At 75.3% G+C, this 15,493-nt stretch carries 11 protein-coding genes; 6 read left to right on the plus strand and 5 right to left on the minus strand.

All coding sequences use genetic code 11. The annotated features are described in order from the left end of the window. Positions 1 to 168: 168 nt before the first annotated feature. The 3 genes from infB to I6A81_RS12495 all read left to right on the plus strand — a co-directional run bounded on the left by infB (position 169) and on the right by I6A81_RS12495 (position 4,074). Entirely contained in the window at positions 169 to 3,369 is a 3,201-nt protein-coding gene (gene infB / locus I6A81_RS44825; RefSeq protein WP_203010182.1) for a translation initiation factor IF-2, read from the plus strand. A 135-nt stretch (positions 3,370 to 3,504) separates the two neighbouring features. Beyond that, positions 3,505 to 3,810, plus strand: a complete 306-nt coding sequence (locus I6A81_RS12490) for a hypothetical protein (RefSeq protein WP_203010183.1) — start codon at positions 3,505 to 3,507, stop codon at positions 3,808 to 3,810. A gap of 30 nt (positions 3,811 to 3,840) precedes the next feature. Beyond that, the gene (locus I6A81_RS12495; protein WP_203005284.1) at positions 3,841 to 4,074 is read left to right on the plus strand and encodes a hypothetical protein; all 234 of its coding nucleotides are present in this window, start codon (positions 3,841 to 3,843) and stop codon (positions 4,072 to 4,074) included. 336 nt (positions 4,075 to 4,410) lie between these two features. Here the strand turns inward: I6A81_RS12495 and I6A81_RS12500 are convergent, their stop codons facing one another. After that, positions 4,411 to 4,641: an FmdB family zinc ribbon protein gene (locus I6A81_RS12500; protein WP_203005283.1), complete on the minus strand. Its 231-nt coding sequence runs from the start codon at positions 4,639 to 4,641 to the stop codon at positions 4,411 to 4,413. A gap of 349 nt (positions 4,642 to 4,990) precedes the next feature. On the opposite strand from I6A81_RS12500, the gene I6A81_RS12505 reads away from it, so the two are divergent. After that, the gene (locus I6A81_RS12505; RefSeq protein WP_203005282.1) at positions 4,991 to 7,201 is read left to right on the plus strand and encodes a CoA transferase; all 2,211 of its coding nucleotides are present in this window, start codon (positions 4,991 to 4,993) and stop codon (positions 7,199 to 7,201) included. Between the two features lie 102 nt (positions 7,202 to 7,303). On the opposite strand, the gene I6A81_RS12510 is transcribed toward I6A81_RS12505, so the two are convergent. Further along, a complete protein-coding gene (locus I6A81_RS12510) occupies positions 7,304 to 8,725 on the minus strand; it encodes a bifunctional glycosyltransferase family 2/GtrA family protein (RefSeq protein WP_203005281.1) in 1,422 nt (473 codons plus the stop codon). Positions 8,726 to 8,872: 147 nt separating this feature from the next. Then, positions 8,873 to 10,243, minus strand: coding sequence for an XdhC family protein (locus tag I6A81_RS12515; RefSeq protein ID WP_203005280.1), 1,371 nt, complete (start codon positions 10,241 to 10,243; stop codon positions 8,873 to 8,875). 118 nt (positions 10,244 to 10,361) lie between these two features. Here I6A81_RS12515 and I6A81_RS12520 point away from each other — a divergent pair, with 118 nt between their 5' ends. Continuing rightward, a complete protein-coding gene (locus I6A81_RS12520) occupies positions 10,362 to 11,093 on the plus strand; it encodes a nucleotidyltransferase family protein (protein WP_203005279.1) in 732 nt (243 codons plus the stop codon). Positions 11,094 to 11,421: 328 nt separating this feature from the next. On the opposite strand, the gene I6A81_RS12525 is transcribed toward I6A81_RS12520, so the two are convergent. Both I6A81_RS12525 and I6A81_RS12530 read right to left on the minus strand, forming a co-directional pair. Next, positions 11,422 to 11,670, minus strand: a complete 249-nt coding sequence (locus I6A81_RS12525) for a DUF6158 family protein (RefSeq protein WP_203005285.1) — start codon at positions 11,668 to 11,670, stop codon at positions 11,422 to 11,424. Between the two features lie 219 nt (positions 11,671 to 11,889). Further along, positions 11,890 to 12,168, minus strand: coding sequence for a hypothetical protein (locus tag I6A81_RS12530; RefSeq protein WP_203005278.1), 279 nt, complete (start codon positions 12,166 to 12,168; stop codon positions 11,890 to 11,892). A gap of 448 nt (positions 12,169 to 12,616) precedes the next feature. Between I6A81_RS12530 and I6A81_RS12535 the strand changes: the two genes are divergently transcribed. After that, complete coding sequence (locus tag I6A81_RS12535; protein WP_203005277.1) at positions 12,617 to 14,971, plus strand: Hsp70 family protein; 2,355 nt, start codon at positions 12,617 to 12,619, stop codon at positions 14,969 to 14,971. Positions 14,972 to 15,493: the final 522 nt, after the last annotated feature.

Genomic DNA, 15,493 nt, shown 5'->3' on the forward strand with positions numbered 1-15,493 from the left:
GTGGGGGAGTGCCCCACTCGACGGGGGCGTCACCGGACAGACGCCGGACGGCGCCGACAGGAAGCAGGTCGAGAGCGATGACCGCGCAATGAGCACGCAGCCATGATCGCGACCAGCAGGTAACGAGGTCACGCGGGCACTGAACCGCGGGCCGAACGAAGGAGCACCGTGGTAGGAAAGGCCCGCGTACACGAGCTCGCTAAGGAGCTCGGTGTCGACAGCAAGACCGTGCTTGGCACCTTGAAGGAAATGGGCGAGTTCGTGAAATCCGCCTCGTCCACCGTCGAGGCGCCCGTGGTCCGCAAGCTCAAGGAGAGGCTGGGTAGCCCGTCGGAGGCCCCGGCCCCCACTCGTACCGCCGGTCGGCCCGGTGCCACCGGCAATGGCGCCCGTCCAGGCCCGGCGGCCCGTCCAGGCCCGGGTGCCGTGCCCGGTCGCCCCGGTCCTCGTCCCGGCCCGGTTCCTGCCCGTCCGGCCCCCGGTCCTCGTCCCGTCCCCGGCGCCGGTGCTCCCGCCGCCGGTGCTCCTGGCGGTGGCGTTCCCGGTGGTGGCGCCGCGTTGCCGGCGGCGTCCAGCAGGCCCTCGGTAGGCGCTCCGAACGCGCCGGTGGCCCCCTCGCGCCCAGAACCGCCGCGAGCGGAGCCGGCCCGTCCGGCCGCGGCGGCGGCCTCGGCGGCCCCGGCCCAGCAGGAGTCCCCGTCCCGGACGGGGCCCCGTCCGGGTCCCCGTCCCAGCATGCCCACGCCGCCCGGGGCGCGTCCGCGTCCCGGCGCCCAGGCGGGCCCGGGCGGCCAGGCGGGCCCAGGCGGCCCCGTGGCCGGCGGTCCCGTCGGCGGTGCCACGCAGTCGGCCGGCGGCCCGGCCGCCGCGCCGGCGCGGCCGGGTGGCGGCGGCGGGCCTCGGCCCGGCCCGCGCCCCGGCCCTCGTCCGCAGGGCCCGGGCAACAACCCGTACACGACTCCTGGCTCCGCGGCCGGCCCCCGTCCCGGGCCGCCGCAGGCTCCGGGCGGGCCTCGTCCCGGCGCTCCTCGTACCGGCGGCGCGCCCGGCGGCGCCCCCCGTCCCGGCGGGTCCCGGCCGACTCCTGGCAGCATGCCGCCTCGGCCCGGTGGCACCGGCGGCCCGCGGCCCGGTCCCGGCGGCATGCCGCCTCGGCCGGGCGGCACCGGCGGCCCGCGGCCCGGTCCCGGCATGTTCCAGCCGCGGCCGCCGGGCGGCGGTGGCGGCGCCGGTCGCCCCGGCGGTCCCGGCCCGCGACCGGGCGGTGGCGGTGGCGGCGGACCGCGTCCCGGCGGTGGCTTCGCCGGACGGTCCGGTGCTCCCGGCCGTCCGGGTGCTCCCGGCGGCGCCGGTCGTCCCGGTGGTGGCGGTCCCGGTGGTGGCGGCGGCGCTGGCGGCGGCCGTCCGGCGGCCGGTGGTCGTGGCCGCGGCGGCACGACGGCGGGCGCCTTCGGCCCCGGTGGCCGTGGCCGTCCAGGGCGCCAGCGCAAGTCGAAGCGCGCGAAGCGGCAGGAATGGGAGAGCGGGCTCGAGGCGCCGCGCATGGGGGCGATGGTCCCCCGTGGCAACGGGCAGGCCATCCGGCTCCCGCGTGGCGCGTCGCTCGCCGACTTCGCCGACAAGATCGACGCCAACCCGGGCGCGCTCGTCCAGGTGGTGTTCACCCAGCTCGGCGAGATGGTGACCGCGACCCAGTCGTGCACCGACGAGACCCTGCAGCTGCTCGGCGTCACCCTCGGCTACGACGTTCAGATCGTCAGCCCGGAGGACGAGGACAAGGAGCTGCTGGAGAGCTTCGACCTGTCGTTCGGCGGCGAGTACGGCGACGACGTCGTGCTGGGCACCCGGCCGCCCGTGGTCACCGTCATGGGTCACGTCGACCACGGCAAGACCAAGCTGCTCGACGCCATCCGGTCCACCGACGTGGTGGCCGGCGAGGCGGGCGGCATCACCCAGCACATCGGCGCCTACCAGGTGACGGCGACGGTGGACGGCGAAGTACGGCCGATCACCTTCATCGACACCCCGGGCCACGAGACGTTCACCGCCATGCGTGCCCGTGGCGCGCAGGTGACCGACATCGTGGTGCTGGTCGTGGCGGCCGACGACGGCGTGAAGCCGCAGACGATCGAGGCGCTCAACCACGCCCAGGCGGCCGGCGTGCCGATCGTGGTCGCGGTCAACAAGATCGACAAGGAGGGCGCCGACCCGCAGAAGGTCCGCGGGCAGCTCACCGAGTACGGGCTGGTGGCCGAGGAGTACGGCGGCGACACCATGTTCGTCGACGTGTCGGCGCGTAACCGCACCAACATCGAAGGTGTCCTCGAGGCGATCGTCCTGACCGCGGACGCGTCCCTGGACCTGCAGGCGGCCTTCGGCGTCGAGGCGCAGGGTGTCGCGATCGAAGGCCGGCTCGACCGCGGCCGCGGCCCGGTGGCGACCGTGCTGGTACAGCGCGGCACGCTGCGGGTCGGCGACTCGATCGTCGCCGGTGAGGCCTTCGGCCGCGTCCGGGCGATGCTCGACGAGCACGGCCAGCAGGTCACCGAGGCGGGCCCGGCCCGTCCCGTCCAGGTGCTGGGCTTCACCAGCGTCCCGGACGCCGGCGACAACTTCCTGGTCGTGCCCGAGGACCGGGTCGCCCGGCAGATCGCCGAGCGGCGCCAGGCCCGTGAGCGCAACGCCGAGCTCGCGCTCAGCCGTGGCCGCCCGACGCTGGAGACCATCCTCGAGCGGATGAAGGAGGGCGAGAAGACCCAGCTCAACCTCATCCTCAAGGGCGACGTCTCCGGTTCGGTCGAGGCGCTCGAGGACGCGCTACTCAAGATCGACCTCGGCGACGAGGTGGGTCTGCGCATCATCGACCGCGGTGTCGGCGCGATCACCGAGACCAACGTCATGCTGGCCTCGGCGTCGGACGCCCTGATCATCGGCTTCAACGTCCGCCCGCAGGGCAAGGCGACCGAGCTGGCCGACCGCGAGGGTGTCGAGGTCCGGTACTACTCGGTCATCTACCAGGCGATCGAGGACATCGAGAACGCCCTCAAGGGCATGCTCAAGCCGGTGTACGAGGAGGCGCAGCTCGGCACCGCGGAGGTCCGCGAGGTCTTCCGGGTGCCGCGGATCGGCAACGTCGCGGGCTGCATAGTCCGGACCGGCATCATCCGGCGCAACAGCAAGGCCCGGCTGATCCGGGACGGCGTGGTGGTCGCGGACAACCTCACCGTCGAGTCGCTCAAGCGGTTCAAGGACGACGCCGTCGAGGTCCGAGACGGGTACGAGTGCGGTATCGGGCTCGGCTCGTTCAACGACATCAAGATCGAAGACGTCATCGAAACCTTCGAGCAGCGCGAGATTCCGCGCGTCTGACCGGCTCGGGCCGGCGCCCCCTGCTCGCTGAACAGCGCCGCGCGGGCCGGCCGGCGGCCGGGCGCGGATCCTCGCCGCAATGAGTTCGCTGGCCTGGTCGCGCTGTGCCTCGCGCTCGCGGCGGTGATCCTGGCGGTGTCCTGGCTGGTGGGGGCTCTGGACGCGTTCGCGGTGGGCGCGGTCGTCGGGGTGTGGGCGCTGTGCGTCGCGACCCGGCTGATCCTGGGACGCCACGGAGAGGACTGGACCGTTCCGGTCAGGAGTGACCAGCTTCGGGCCCTCTCGCGGGCCGGCCTGCGCCAGCGGATTTCCGAGCCGCCGTCGGGCCTTGGCGCGGGCGCGGTGTCGGCCGAGCGGGCCGCGCGGGCACGAGCGGCGCGGGAGCGGTCCACGCCGGTCACGAGTGGCACCCCGGCCGGAAGTGGCGAGAAGCATGAATAACCGTCGAATGACCCGGGTATGCCAGAAGGCATGGGTGCGACGAGCGAACATGGTCGACGATCCGCTTCCGGTGGTTTGTTTCACACTCTCGCGGCCGGGCTCGACCAGGACGAGCGGGAGCAGACCCTCAATCTGATCAGGCAACGTCTTTTCGCTGACCGCGCCGCCGCGGCGGCCGGACAGCGCGACCGTCAGGTCGATGTCGGCACGCGCACACGGGCGCGTCGCCGTCGGGACAACCCGGACCAGCGCCCCAAGGGCTAAGGCCACCCCATTACGGGTAAATGCGCCTGACAGCCACCAGGATCTGGCCGTCGCAAGGAATACGCACGGAGCGCGTTCGAGCGCTCGCGACGGGTTTCTAGTGCGCACCCGGCGGAAGGATGCCGGTTTCCCGCCGATTGCCGCGGCCCGAGTCGGGCGCCGGGTACGAATCACATATTGGTGGAATCGGCGGGGGAGCCCGCCGTTTTGTCACCGGTCCGCCACGGGCATGAGCCGGCCGATGTGCCGATGTGAGGACACGCCGACGGATGGTGACGGCGCGCCCGCGTCCACCGGACCGGCCAGCCGGGCCTGGTCGCGTCAGTTGGGGCCTGGTCAGCCGCAGCCGCACCCTCCGCCGCAGCAGGCGCCACCGCCTCCCATGGGGGCGGCCGCGCCCATGGGAGCCGCCGCGCCGCGGGCGACGGCCACCGCCGAGAACACCCGCGAGGTCTCGGCATGGCCGTCCGGGCAGGGCACGGAGGACGCCGGCGCGTCCTCGTGGATGCCGCGGCGCACCTCGAAGGAGGCGTCACAGACCCGGCAGCGGTAGTCGTAACGAGGCATGCCTCGAGGATAAGGAGGCGGCGCGGCGGTCCGCGCGGAAACCGTCCGAGACCGCCGAGCTACGCGGGCATCCGTCCGATAACGGCGGTGGATGCGCGCGACAACGGTGCGTGCCCGTCTGGCCGCTCACACGCCTCGTCGGCCGGCCGGCCCGCCCGCCACGTCGACCCGGCGCTCTCCCCCGCCGGCAGAACCGGCTTTGCCCACGTCATGATGGTCCCAGTTGGGTCGTTGTGCCGGATGCCGTCGCTTCGAGTGGGATGCTGAGCGTTGCCCGTTGCCCACTCTCGGGTATCGGTGGCGTACGGGATGAAAGTTACCGAAAACGGGCGCCGAGGCGGATGAGGAGATGACGGACCAGCTGCACGAGCTACCCCGACCGGACGGTCCCACGCGGCCGGACTCGGCGGCGGAGCCGGATCGGCGGGCGCCGTCCGACCCACCCAGGCCGACGCCCCCGCCCGACACGCCCGAGGCCGAGGACGCTTCCGGCTCGCGGACCGAAGCGGCGGTCGCCGAGGGAGATACCGCCGAGCCGGACGCGCCGACGGTCCTCACGGACGAACCCGCCACGGACCCAGCCGACGCCGACGACGCCGCGCGGGACGCGCCGAGCGTCGCCACGGACGAACCCGTCGCCCAGCCAGCCGGCGCGGCCGGCGACGCCCCCACCCAGGACCCCACCGCCCACGACCCCACCACTCACGACAGCGCCACTGACGACAGCGCCACCCACGACAGCGCCGCCCATGACAGCGCCACCCACGACCCGGCGGACGATGACGGGCCGCCGACCGTCGTGCTGGACGAGACCGTCGCCGGCACGCCGGTCGTCGCGGGCGGGGCGTCCGCCGAGCCGGACGCGGCCGCCGCGACCGCCGCGGCTCCGCCGGCCGAGGGAGCCGGCACCGACGCGGCCGTCGGCGCGGCTCTCGAGGCGGACGCGGCCGACGTCGACGAGGACGGGGGCGAGGACGAGGACGGGGACGGGGACGAGGCTCCCCACGACGACGGCTCCGATCACGCGGAGGCGGCGACGCTGGGCGGCGCGGCCCCCGGGGAGCTGACGAAGGACGCCGACGCGGAGATCGCGAACATCATCGCGGAGTTCGCGCGGGTGGTCGGCGACCCGCTCGCCGCGGAACGGCTGACGGTGACCGGGCCGCCGGACGTGCTTCCGAGCGTCTACCGGGTGACCACCGTGGCGACCGTCGCGGCCGCGGCCGCCGCGCACGGCGCGGCCCTGCTGTGGTCCGCCCGGTCCAGGCAGGAATGCCTGCCGGTCAGCGTCGACACCCGGCACGCCGCCGCCGCGTTCCGCAGCGAGCGGCTGCTGCGGGTCGGCGGACAGCCTGCGCCGAGCCCCTGGGACACGTTGTCTGGCTACTACCAGGCCGGCGACGGCCGCTGGATCCAGTTGCACTGCAACCTGCCGCACCATCGGGCCGGCGCGCTCGAGCTGCTCCGCGCGCGCGCCGAGCCGGCCGCCGTCGCCCGCGCGGTCGCCCGGCATGACGCGGCCCAGCTGGAGGCCGAGCTGCAGGCGATGGGCATGTGCGCCACGATGGCCCGCGACGAGCAGGAGTGGTGGGCGCATCCGGCCGGCCGCGCCGTCGCCGGGCTGCCACTGGTCGAGATCGACCGGATCGGCGACGACGTCGCCGAGGCCCGGGGCGGCCCGTCGATGGCGACGCCGGCCCGCGGGACGCGGGCGCCGGCGGTACCGGCCCAGGCGTTGTCGACGCAGGCCCAGGCCCTGGCGTCGCCGGCGCGCCCGGCGGCGGGCCTGCGGGTGCTCGACATGACCAGGGTGATCGCCGGCCCGGTGTGCGGCCGGACGCTGGCCGCCTTCGGCGCGGACGTGCTGCGGGTCGGCGCCGCGCACCTGCCGGACGCCCGGCCGCTGGTGATCGACACCAGCTTCGGCAAGCGGAGCACGTTCCTGAACCTGCGGGTCGCCGCGGACGCGCGCCGGCTGCGCGAGCTGGTCGCCCAGGCGGATGTCGTCATCCAGGCCTACCGGCCGAAGGCGCTCGACCGGCTCGGGTTCGGGCCGGAGGCGCTGGCGAGGATCCGGCCGGGCATCGTGTGCGCGACGATCAGCGCCTACGGCCGGCAGGGCCCGTGGAGCGGGCTGCGCGGCTTCGACAGCCTGGTGCAGACCGCCTCCGGGATCGCGCTGGCCGGCACGCGCGCCGCCGGCTCCGACCGGCCGCTGCCACTGCCGGCGCAGGCGCTGGATCACGCCACCGGTCATCTCGCCGCGTTCGGCGTGCTGGCCGCGCTCGCCCACCGCGAGATCGCCGGCGGCAGCTGGCACGTGCGGCTCTCGCTCGCGCAGACCGGCCGTTGGCTGATGGGGCTCGGGGAGCGGGACACCCTCGACCTGCCCGAGCCCCGGGAGGCCGAGATCGCGCCGTTCCGGCGGGTCATGCGCAGCGAGTTCGGCGAGCTCTCCTACATCGCGCCGCCCGGCTCGGTGGGCGGCGCCGAGCACGGCTACGACCGCCCGCCCAGCTCCCTGGGCACCCATCAGGCCGGCTGGGCCCCGATCCGCTGACCTTCCCCGCCCGCCACCGAAGGCTCGGCCCGCGGGCGTGCCGGGACCCGCGGTTCGGCTGGCGTCACCGCCGCCCGCCGGTCAGGCGCCCCCGCCCGCCGGTCAGGAACCCTCGCCAGGGGATCGAGGGCGGACGGGCTCGACCGGGCCGGCCGGCGCGACCGGCCGGGCCGGCTCGGCGGGGCGGGAGGCGGCCCGCCCGCCGCTGGCCCGGACGAACCACGCCCGCAGCGCGGCGAACCGGGTCAACGTCGCCAGCACGTTGGCCGCGACGAGGACGGCCAGCTCCACCGTCCGGGGCGCGCCCGGGTCGGCGGACCGCAGGGCGGCCAGCGCGCCGCTGGTCAGCGTCAGCCCGAGACCGAAGACGGCCAGGCCGGCGAGGTGCCCACCGGCGCCGACCGTGGCGGCGCCGAACGTCAGCCGGCCGTTGACCGCCGTGTTCGCCACCGCCGTCACCGCCAGCGCGATCAGGTTGGCCCACTGCGGCCCGGTCACCTGGCGCAGCAGGACGAACAGCGCCAGGTAGGCGACGGTGCTCGCGACCCCGACCGCGGCGAACCGCGCCAGCTGGCGGCCGAGCCCGTCCCGCCCGCCGGCCACCCGCGGGGCGGCCGGCTCGGCCCGGCCGAGCTGGGCGCGCAGCTCCCGGGTCGGCAGCCGGCCGCTCGCCAGCCCCCACCCGACCCGGGCCACGCCGCGCAGGTCGGCGACCGCGGTGGGGACGATCTGCACCCGGCTGTCCGGGTCGTCCACCCAGTCGACCGGCACCTCGTGGATCCGCAGCCCCGACCGCTCCGCCAGCACCAGCAGCTCGGTGTCGAAGAACCAGGCCGTGTCCTCGACCAGCGGCAGCAGGCGGTGGGCGATCTCGGCGCGCATCGCCTTGAAGCCGCACTGCGCGTCGGAGAACCGCACCCGCAGCGTCACCCGCAGCAGCCAGTTGTAACAACGGGAGATCACCGTCCGCTTCGGGCCGCGCACCACCCGCGCCCCGGGCGCCAGCCGCGACCCGATCGCCACGTCCGCGTGCCCCGACAGCAGGGGCGCCACCAGCGGCAGCAGCGCGTTCAGGTCCGTGGAGAGGTCCACGTCCATGTAGGCGACGACCCGGGCGCGGCTCGCCGACCAGGCCGCCCGCAGCGCCCGGCCCCGGCCCTTGCGCGCCAGTCGGACCGCCATGACCCCCGGCAGCTCGGCGGCCAGCTCGCGGGCGAGCGGCCAGGTGCCGTCGGTGCTGGCGTTGTCGACGACGGTGATCTGGAACGAGTAGGGGAAGCCGGCGAGGAGGAACGCGCGCAACGCCCGCACGCTCGGGCCGAGGTCGACCTCCTCGTTGTGGACGGGGACGACGATCTCGACGTCCGGCCTGGCGGCCTGACCGGCGGCTCGACCACCCCATGGCGCCCGCGCCGGGAACGTCGCCGGGTGGGCGGGATCGTCGGTCGCCTCCTCGCCGTCGACGCCGGCCAGGCCGTCGGCGTCGCCGGGGATGGCGCGCCGGGCCGGCGCCGGTGGTCTCATGGCTGCCAGCCTGGCCCGGCCGGCTGGGACGGCCCTTTCCGTGCGCTGTGAGCTTCCTGAAGCCAGCCTGATCCGCCCGGCCCTACCTGCCGGGACGCCCCTTTCGGCCTCCTGTCAGCCTCGGGTGGCCGGGCGGGCCGGCCCCGCTCACCCCGCCGGGACCGCGGCCGGGCCGTGGATGCGCCCGGACGTGTGCCCCAGCGGCGCGCCCGATCCGCCCCAGTTCATCTGGATGATCTCGGCCGCGATCGAGACCGCGGTCTCCTCCGGGGTCCGGCCACCGATGTCCAGGCCGATCGGCGAGCGCAGCCGGGCGAGCGCGTCCTCGGTGAGGCCGGCCTCGCGCAGCCGGCGCAGCCGGTCCTCGTGCGTCCGGCGCGACCCCATCGCGCCGACGTAGCCCGCCGGCGAGCGCAGCGCGACCCGCAGCACCGGCACGTCGAACTTCGGGTCGTGCGTCAGCACGCAGATCACCGTCCGCTCGTCCACCCGCACACGCTCCAGGTAACGCGACGGCCACTCGCACACCACCTCGTGCGCGTCCGGGAAGCGGCGCGCGGTCGCGAACACCGGCCGCGCGTCGCAGACCGTGACCCGGTAGCCGAGGAACCGGCCCATCGAGACCAGGGCGGCGGCGTAGTCGACGGCGCCGAAGACCAGCATCCGGGGCGGCGGCGCGAACGACTGCACGAACACGGTGACCGCGTCGGCGGGCAGGCCCGCGGCGTCGGCCCGGATGCCCACCGCGGCCGGGCCGGCGGCGGGCGGCCCGCCGGCCACCGGACCCTCGCCGGCCACCGAGTTCTCGCCAGCCACCGAAGCCTCGCCAGCCACCGGACCCTCGCCGGCCACGGCCACGAGGGGTTCCCCAGCCACGGGGCGCTCGCCGGTGGTTCCGGCCGCGGTGTCCCCGGCGGGCGCGCCGGCCGGGGCGGTGGCCGGCGCGGTGGCCGCGGCGTCGACCGGGGACCGCTCACCCGCCGGGCCGTAGTACCGCACGCCGGTCCGGCCCGCGGCCAGCATGCCGCGGGCGTCGTCGACCACCGCGTGGTCGAGGCCCGGCGAGCCGAGACCGCCCACGACACGGTCGGCCCAGACCGCGAGCTGCCGCCCGGTCGCCGCCACCCCGCCGCCCGGCCCGGTGAGGACGGTGGCGAGCGCGACCGGGACGTCCGCGGCGATCGCGTCCAGCGTCTCGAACATCGCCTCGCTGGTCGGCGTCACCATCACGTCGATCACGCCGCCGCAGGTCAGGCCGACGGAGAACGCGTCGTCGTCGGAGATGCCGTAGGTCGTGAGCACCGGCGCGCCGGTGGCGATCACCTCCGTCGCGACCTCGTAGACGGCGCCCTCCACGCACCCGCCGGAGACGCTGCCGAGCGCCTCGCCGGCCGCGTCGACGGCCATCACGGCGCCCGGCTGGCGCGGCGCGCTTCCTTGCACCCCGACGACGGTCGCCAGCGCGAACGGCGTCCCGGCCTGGCGCCACCCTCGCAGCTGCCCGGTCAACTCCCGCATCGCCTCGCCGTCCTTCCGCCCACGGCCCTGCGCACTCGCTCAGCACCTGTTCCTCTACAGGTTCGCGCGTCCGGGCCGACGCGCGCACCCGACCCCGGCAGGCCGTCATGATGTGGCGGTGCGAGTGGCCGGGCTGTTGCTGGCGGCGGGGGCGGGCAGCCGGTTCGGGATGCCCAAGGCGCTGGTGCCGTGGCGCGGGACGCCGCTGGTGGTCCGGGGGGCGCGGCTGCTCGCCGCCGCCGGCTGCTCGCCGCTGGTCGTCACGGTCGGCGCCCAGGCCGCGGCCGTCGCCGCCGTCCTCGCCGCGGCCGAGGTGCCGGCGCGGCCCGTCCCGGTCGACGGCTGGGCCGAGGGCATGGGCGCGTCCCTGCGCGCCGGCCTGGCGGCGCTCGCCGCCGACGAGCCGGCCGCGGTGGTGGTCGCGCTCGTCGACCAGCCCCACGTCGAGCCCTCCCTGATCCAACGACTGATCACGTACGCCACCCCGGCCCGGGGCTTCGAGATCGGTCAGACCCGCGGGGTCTCCGGTGACGCGCCCGGTCTGACCGATCTCGAAATCGGGGTGGGGGACCGGGGGGAGGGGGGTGGCGGTTCACCTGGGGCGGTCGTCGCGCCCGGGGCGGTCGTCGCGGCCTACGGAGGGCGGCCACGGACACCGGTGCTGCTGCGCCGCGAGATCTGGCCCGAGGTCGCCGCGCTGGCCCGGGGGGACGTCGGCGCGCGCGCCTGGCTGCGCGCCAACCCGGACCGGGTACTGGCGGTGCCCTGCGACGACGTCGGCCGCCCCGACGACATCGACACCCCCGCGGACCTCGCTCACCTCACTGGCGAGGACCCGGTCACCGGCTAGGGCCCTACCAGCGACGCTCGCCCTGTCGCGCCCCACCCGTCCCGCGGGTGGTGCCCGAAGTGTCAGCGAGAACGCGACCCATGACCCGCGAAACAGCGGACAAGTCAGGCCGCCCCGCCCAACCTCGGCCCCAACCACCCCAGACCACCACCGCACCCGGACTTGTCCGCCGGAACGCGACCCATGGACCGCGCTACCGCTGACACTTCACGGCGCCTGCCCGCGGCGCGAGCCCGAGACCGGGGAACCTGGCTGACGCGATACCTGGGCGCGGGACGGCGCGGCCCCTCGGCGGAGCCGGTCCGGGCAGCCGGACGCCGGCGTTCGGTCAGACGGACAGGCCGGCGGCGCGGCGGCGACCGGCGCGGGTCCGGCGCGGGTCCGGGCTCGCGGCGTCCGGGAAGCGGCGCAGGTACTCGCGCTCCAGCTCCATCATCCGCCGGGTGTGCGTCTCGAAGGCGTCTTCACTGCCCTCGAGGAAAGTCGAGTGCCTGGTGCGGTGAAGCTGGCGCAGCTCACGGACGAGCGCGGCGTCGGACAGCTCAGGACCGGGGATGCCGTCGGGACGGTGGGTCATGGCCTCGATGTACCCACGCGCCGCGGGGAACTCACCTGCCCAGGGCACCGGGCCACCGCCAGGCCACGGTCCGGCCAGGGACACGGCCAGCCGGCCCAGCCGGAGCCGGTGGCCGAGCCCTGGCCGCTGGCCCAGCCGGAGCCGCGCCCCCGGCCACGGACTCCGCGCTCCGCGCCAGGGGCGGCCGGCCAGCCGGGAGCCTCTGGCCGCTTCGGGCGCCTACAGCGGCTCGGGCAGGGGCATCGGCGGAACCGGGATGTCGGGCCCGGGAACCGGCGGCGGGTACGGGTCGGGAAGCGGCATCGGCGGGATCGGGTCCGGGTCGGGGACTGGCGGCTTGGGGTCGGGCGGCGGCGCCGGCGGGATCGGCTCGCCCGGGCCGGGCGACGGGTCGGGGCCGGGCGGCGGCAGCACCGCCCAGGACCGACGCCCCGGCACGGGCGCCCGGTGACGCGGGAAATCCACCACTGTGCGGCATTGGAGCGTTGTGGAGCTCATAGCAGCCTCCTTCACGGCTCTTACCCAGCGTGCCCCGATTCCGCCGTTCCGCAACCCCCGACGGCCGGTCAACGGAAGCCGGATGGACGGAATCGTCACGGTGCGCGCACGCACGCATACCGCGCCAGGAGGACAGACCCGCGCGAAGGGAGTGTCGGGCCGCTCGGCTAGGATCGGCCGGACAAGTCGACCTCCTGGCGACGGCGCTGGTTGACGACCACGGGGCCACCCGAAGCGAACGGTGGGCCGGCCTTGTGCCGGTGATGGGTAACCTCCCGGATCGGCCTCGCCGATCCGGCGGGAACTCCAGTCGCGGAGGTTGGAAGGCAGGCAGGGGCCCGGAACGCTGACCGGCTGGCGACAGGCGGTGGGCGCGAGGGGTCGACCGATACGTGTTCGATCACCGGCAGCTCGTGCGTGAGGCGCGGCGAGAAAGACGGAGGGCGCGGTGGGTGAGCCGATCCTCGCGATCGACTACGGCACCTTCCGGGCGTCCGCCGCATATGTGGTCGACGGCCGGGTCGAACTGGTGCGCGAGACGGCCAGCGGCGTGGTCTCGTGGCCGGCCTCGGTGTTCGCCGACAACGAGAACCTGATCGTCGGCACCCTGGCCGAACGCAGGAAGCGGATCTGGCCCGCGGCCTACCGCGGCGAGGTCAAGCGTGACCTGCGCCGCGAGGCCCCCGTGTCGCTCGACGGCCACACCTACGCGCCGGCCCGGCTGGTCACGGCCACGCTGGCGGCGCTGAAGGCCGAGGCGGAGGCGCAGCTCGGCGACACGCTGCCACGGGCCGTCATCACCATCCCCGCGGTCTACGACCCGACCGGCCCGCTGCGCCGACTCATGATCAACGCCGCCGAGGCCGCCGGCTTCGTCGACGTGGACCTGCTCGCCGAGCCGGTCGCGGCCGCGTGGGCGCCGCTGGGCGCCAACCGCCCGCACCCGGGCGACCTGATCCTGGTCTACGACCTGGGCGGCGGAACGTTCGACGCGGCACTGATCGCGATCGGCTCGTCCGGGCGGCACGAGGTCATCGGCCACTCCTCGCTCTACGACTGCGGCGGCCGAGACCTCGACCAGCTGCTCTTCGACGAGATCCTCAGCGTGCACGGCCCCGGCCTGGAGCCGCTGCTCAACCCGACCGGCCCCGGCGAGGTCTTCCAGACCGCCGCGCGCCGCACCCGGCACGAACTGGTCGACTTCGCGCGGGCGCTCAAGCACCAGCTGACCGACGTGCCGATGGTCGAGGACGTCTTCGGCCCCGCGGGCCTGCTGGTCGGCATCGACCGGGAACGGTTCGTCCAGCTCGCGTCCCCGACCCTGGCCCGCACGATGGCCTGCTGCCAGCACCTGCTCGACGCCGCCGACGTGCCGGCGGACAAGCTCGGCGGCGTGCTGCTGGTCGGCGGCGGCTCGAAGATGCCCGTGGTCGCCGACATCCTGGCCGGCCGGCTCGGCGTGGCCACCGACTGGCCCGGCCAGCAGCTGTTCGTCCCGCCGGACCCGGAGCTGGCGGTCGTGCGCGGCGCCGCGGCGTGGGCGGCCTCCGTCTCCACCCGGCGCACCGTCGCGGCCCGGCCGAGCCCCGTCGTCCAGCCGGCCCGGTGGGAGATCCCCGGCGGCACGGCGACGATGGTGCGCTGGCTGGCCGAGCCGGGCGCCCGGTTCGAGGCCGGCACCGTGCTCGCCCGGGTCCGCCTGTCCGACGGCTCGCTGTTCGACCTGGCCGCCGAGGCCCCGGGCAGCCTGCTGCACACGCACGCCCCGCCGGGCATGTCGATCACCGAGCACGACTGGATCGCCACCACCCTGCCGACGTCGCCGGTGCCGCTGGGCCAGGCGCGCGCCGGCACCGTGGGCGGCTCGGACCTGCGGGGCGGGGTCGAGCGCGCCCAGCGGCCGTCGCGCCACGTCGAGGTCAGCCTGCGCGCGACCCTGACCGGCCACGACCGCGACGTCACGAGCTGCGCGTTCTCCCCCGACGGCCGGCTGCTGGCCACCATCAGCAAGGACGGCATCAAGCTGTGGGACGTGACCACCGGCCGGGTGGTCGACGAGCTGTCGGCCGCGGGCCGCAAGAGCTCCGTCCCGAACAGCTGCGTGTTCTCCCCTGACGGGAAGCTGCTCGCCATCACCGGCAGCGACAAGACCCTCCGGATCTTCGACGTGGTGACGCGCGCCGAGACGATGACCTTCTCCGGCCACAAGGGCCCGGTCTACGGGGTCGCGTTCTCCCCGGACGGCACCATGCTCGCCACCACGAGCACCGACCGGACCGTGAAGCTGTGGGGCGTCGCGACCGGCAACCAGATCGCCACGCTCACCGGTGAGCACCGCGGCTCGATCTACGGCTGCGCGTTCTCCCCGGACGGGCGGCTGCTGGTGTCGGCCGGCGCCGAGGCGATCTACCTGTGGGACGTCGCGGTCGGCGAGTCGATCATGAAGCTGGCCGGGCACACGAACTTCGCGAACGGCTGCGCGTTCTCCCCCGACGGCCTGCTGCTGGCGACGACCAGCAACGACGGCACCCGGGTCACCGACGTCCCGACCGGCACCACCACGATGACCCTCGGCGGCTCCGCGCAGAGCTGCGCGTTCTCCCCCGACGGCCAGCTGCTGGCGACGGCGAGCACCGACGACGTCGCCCGCCTGTGGGACGTCTCCACGGGAGTCGAGGTCGACACCCTCTCCGGCCACAGCGGCACGGTCATGAGTTGCGCGTTCGCCCCGTTCGGCCTCCTGCTCGCCACGACGAGTACCGACACGACCGCCCGCCTCTGGGAGATCATCTACGTCCGTTAGGGGCGATCGGCTCAAGGTCGCCCAGGGGCGACCATCCGGACCTCCCAGATCGACTCCGCAAGCTCCGTCGATCCGGCAGGAACCCCGGCTCCGCCTGTCGGGCGCTTAGCGCCCTCCCACGGTTGGCGGCCGGGCTGGGTCTAGAACCTCCGGGGTTGCGTTCAGGCCTCCGGGTTGCGTTCGCGTTCAGGCCTCCGGGGTGCGTCCAGACCTCCAGGGTTGTGGCTGGCGGGTTGGTCGCCTCGGGGGGCGGTCGTTCCGCGTGTGAAGGGCGCTTCTGTGCCGTGGACCTACGGTTGACCGGTGGTTGGCGGATGGTCGATCGTTGACGCCTTGAGGCCCGGTGATGACGTTCGCATGACCCGACGGGGGGCAGGAGGACCATCGGCGGGCGCAGCGGTGTGGGTGAGTCACGGCACGTTGCCTTGGCATCGGCCAGACCCACCCGGTGAGAATGTGCGGCTAGGTCACACCCGCCCAGGTCCTACTACGGGCTCGTCCCCGCGCTCAGCTGCCAGCCAC

Origin of the sequence: Frankia nepalensis (assembly GCF_016786325.1) — a bacterium.
In the GTDB taxonomy this organism is placed as follows: Bacteria; Actinomycetota; Actinomycetes; order Frankiales; family Frankiaceae; genus Pseudofrankia; species Pseudofrankia nepalensis.

What these genes read in the sequence shown, in the direction of transcription:
- I6A81_RS12495 (WP_203005284.1), top strand. Translation starts at nt 3,841, where the DNA reads ATGGGTGCGACGAGCGAACATGGTCGACGATCCGCTTCCGGTGGTTTG.
- I6A81_RS12500 (WP_203005283.1), bottom strand. Translation starts at nt 4,641, where the DNA reads ATGCCTCGTTACGACTACCGCTGCCGGGTCTGTGACGCCTCCTTCGAG.
- I6A81_RS12505 (WP_203005282.1), top strand. Translation starts at nt 4,991, where the DNA reads ATGACGGACCAGCTGCACGAGCTACCCCGACCGGACGGTCCCACGCGG.
- I6A81_RS12510 (WP_203005281.1), bottom strand. Translation starts at nt 8,725, where the DNA reads ATGAGACCACCGGCGCCGGCCCGGCGCGCCATCCCCGGCGACGCCGAC.
- I6A81_RS12515 (WP_203005280.1), bottom strand. Translation starts at nt 10,243, where the DNA reads ATGCGGGAGTTGACCGGGCAGCTGCGAGGGTGGCGCCAGGCCGGGACG.
- I6A81_RS12525 (WP_203005285.1), bottom strand. Translation starts at nt 11,670, where the DNA reads ATGACCCACCGTCCCGACGGCATCCCCGGTCCTGAGCTGTCCGACGCC.
- I6A81_RS12530 (WP_203005278.1), bottom strand. Translation starts at nt 12,168, where the DNA reads ATGAGCTCCACAACGCTCCAATGCCGCACAGTGGTGGATTTCCCGCGT.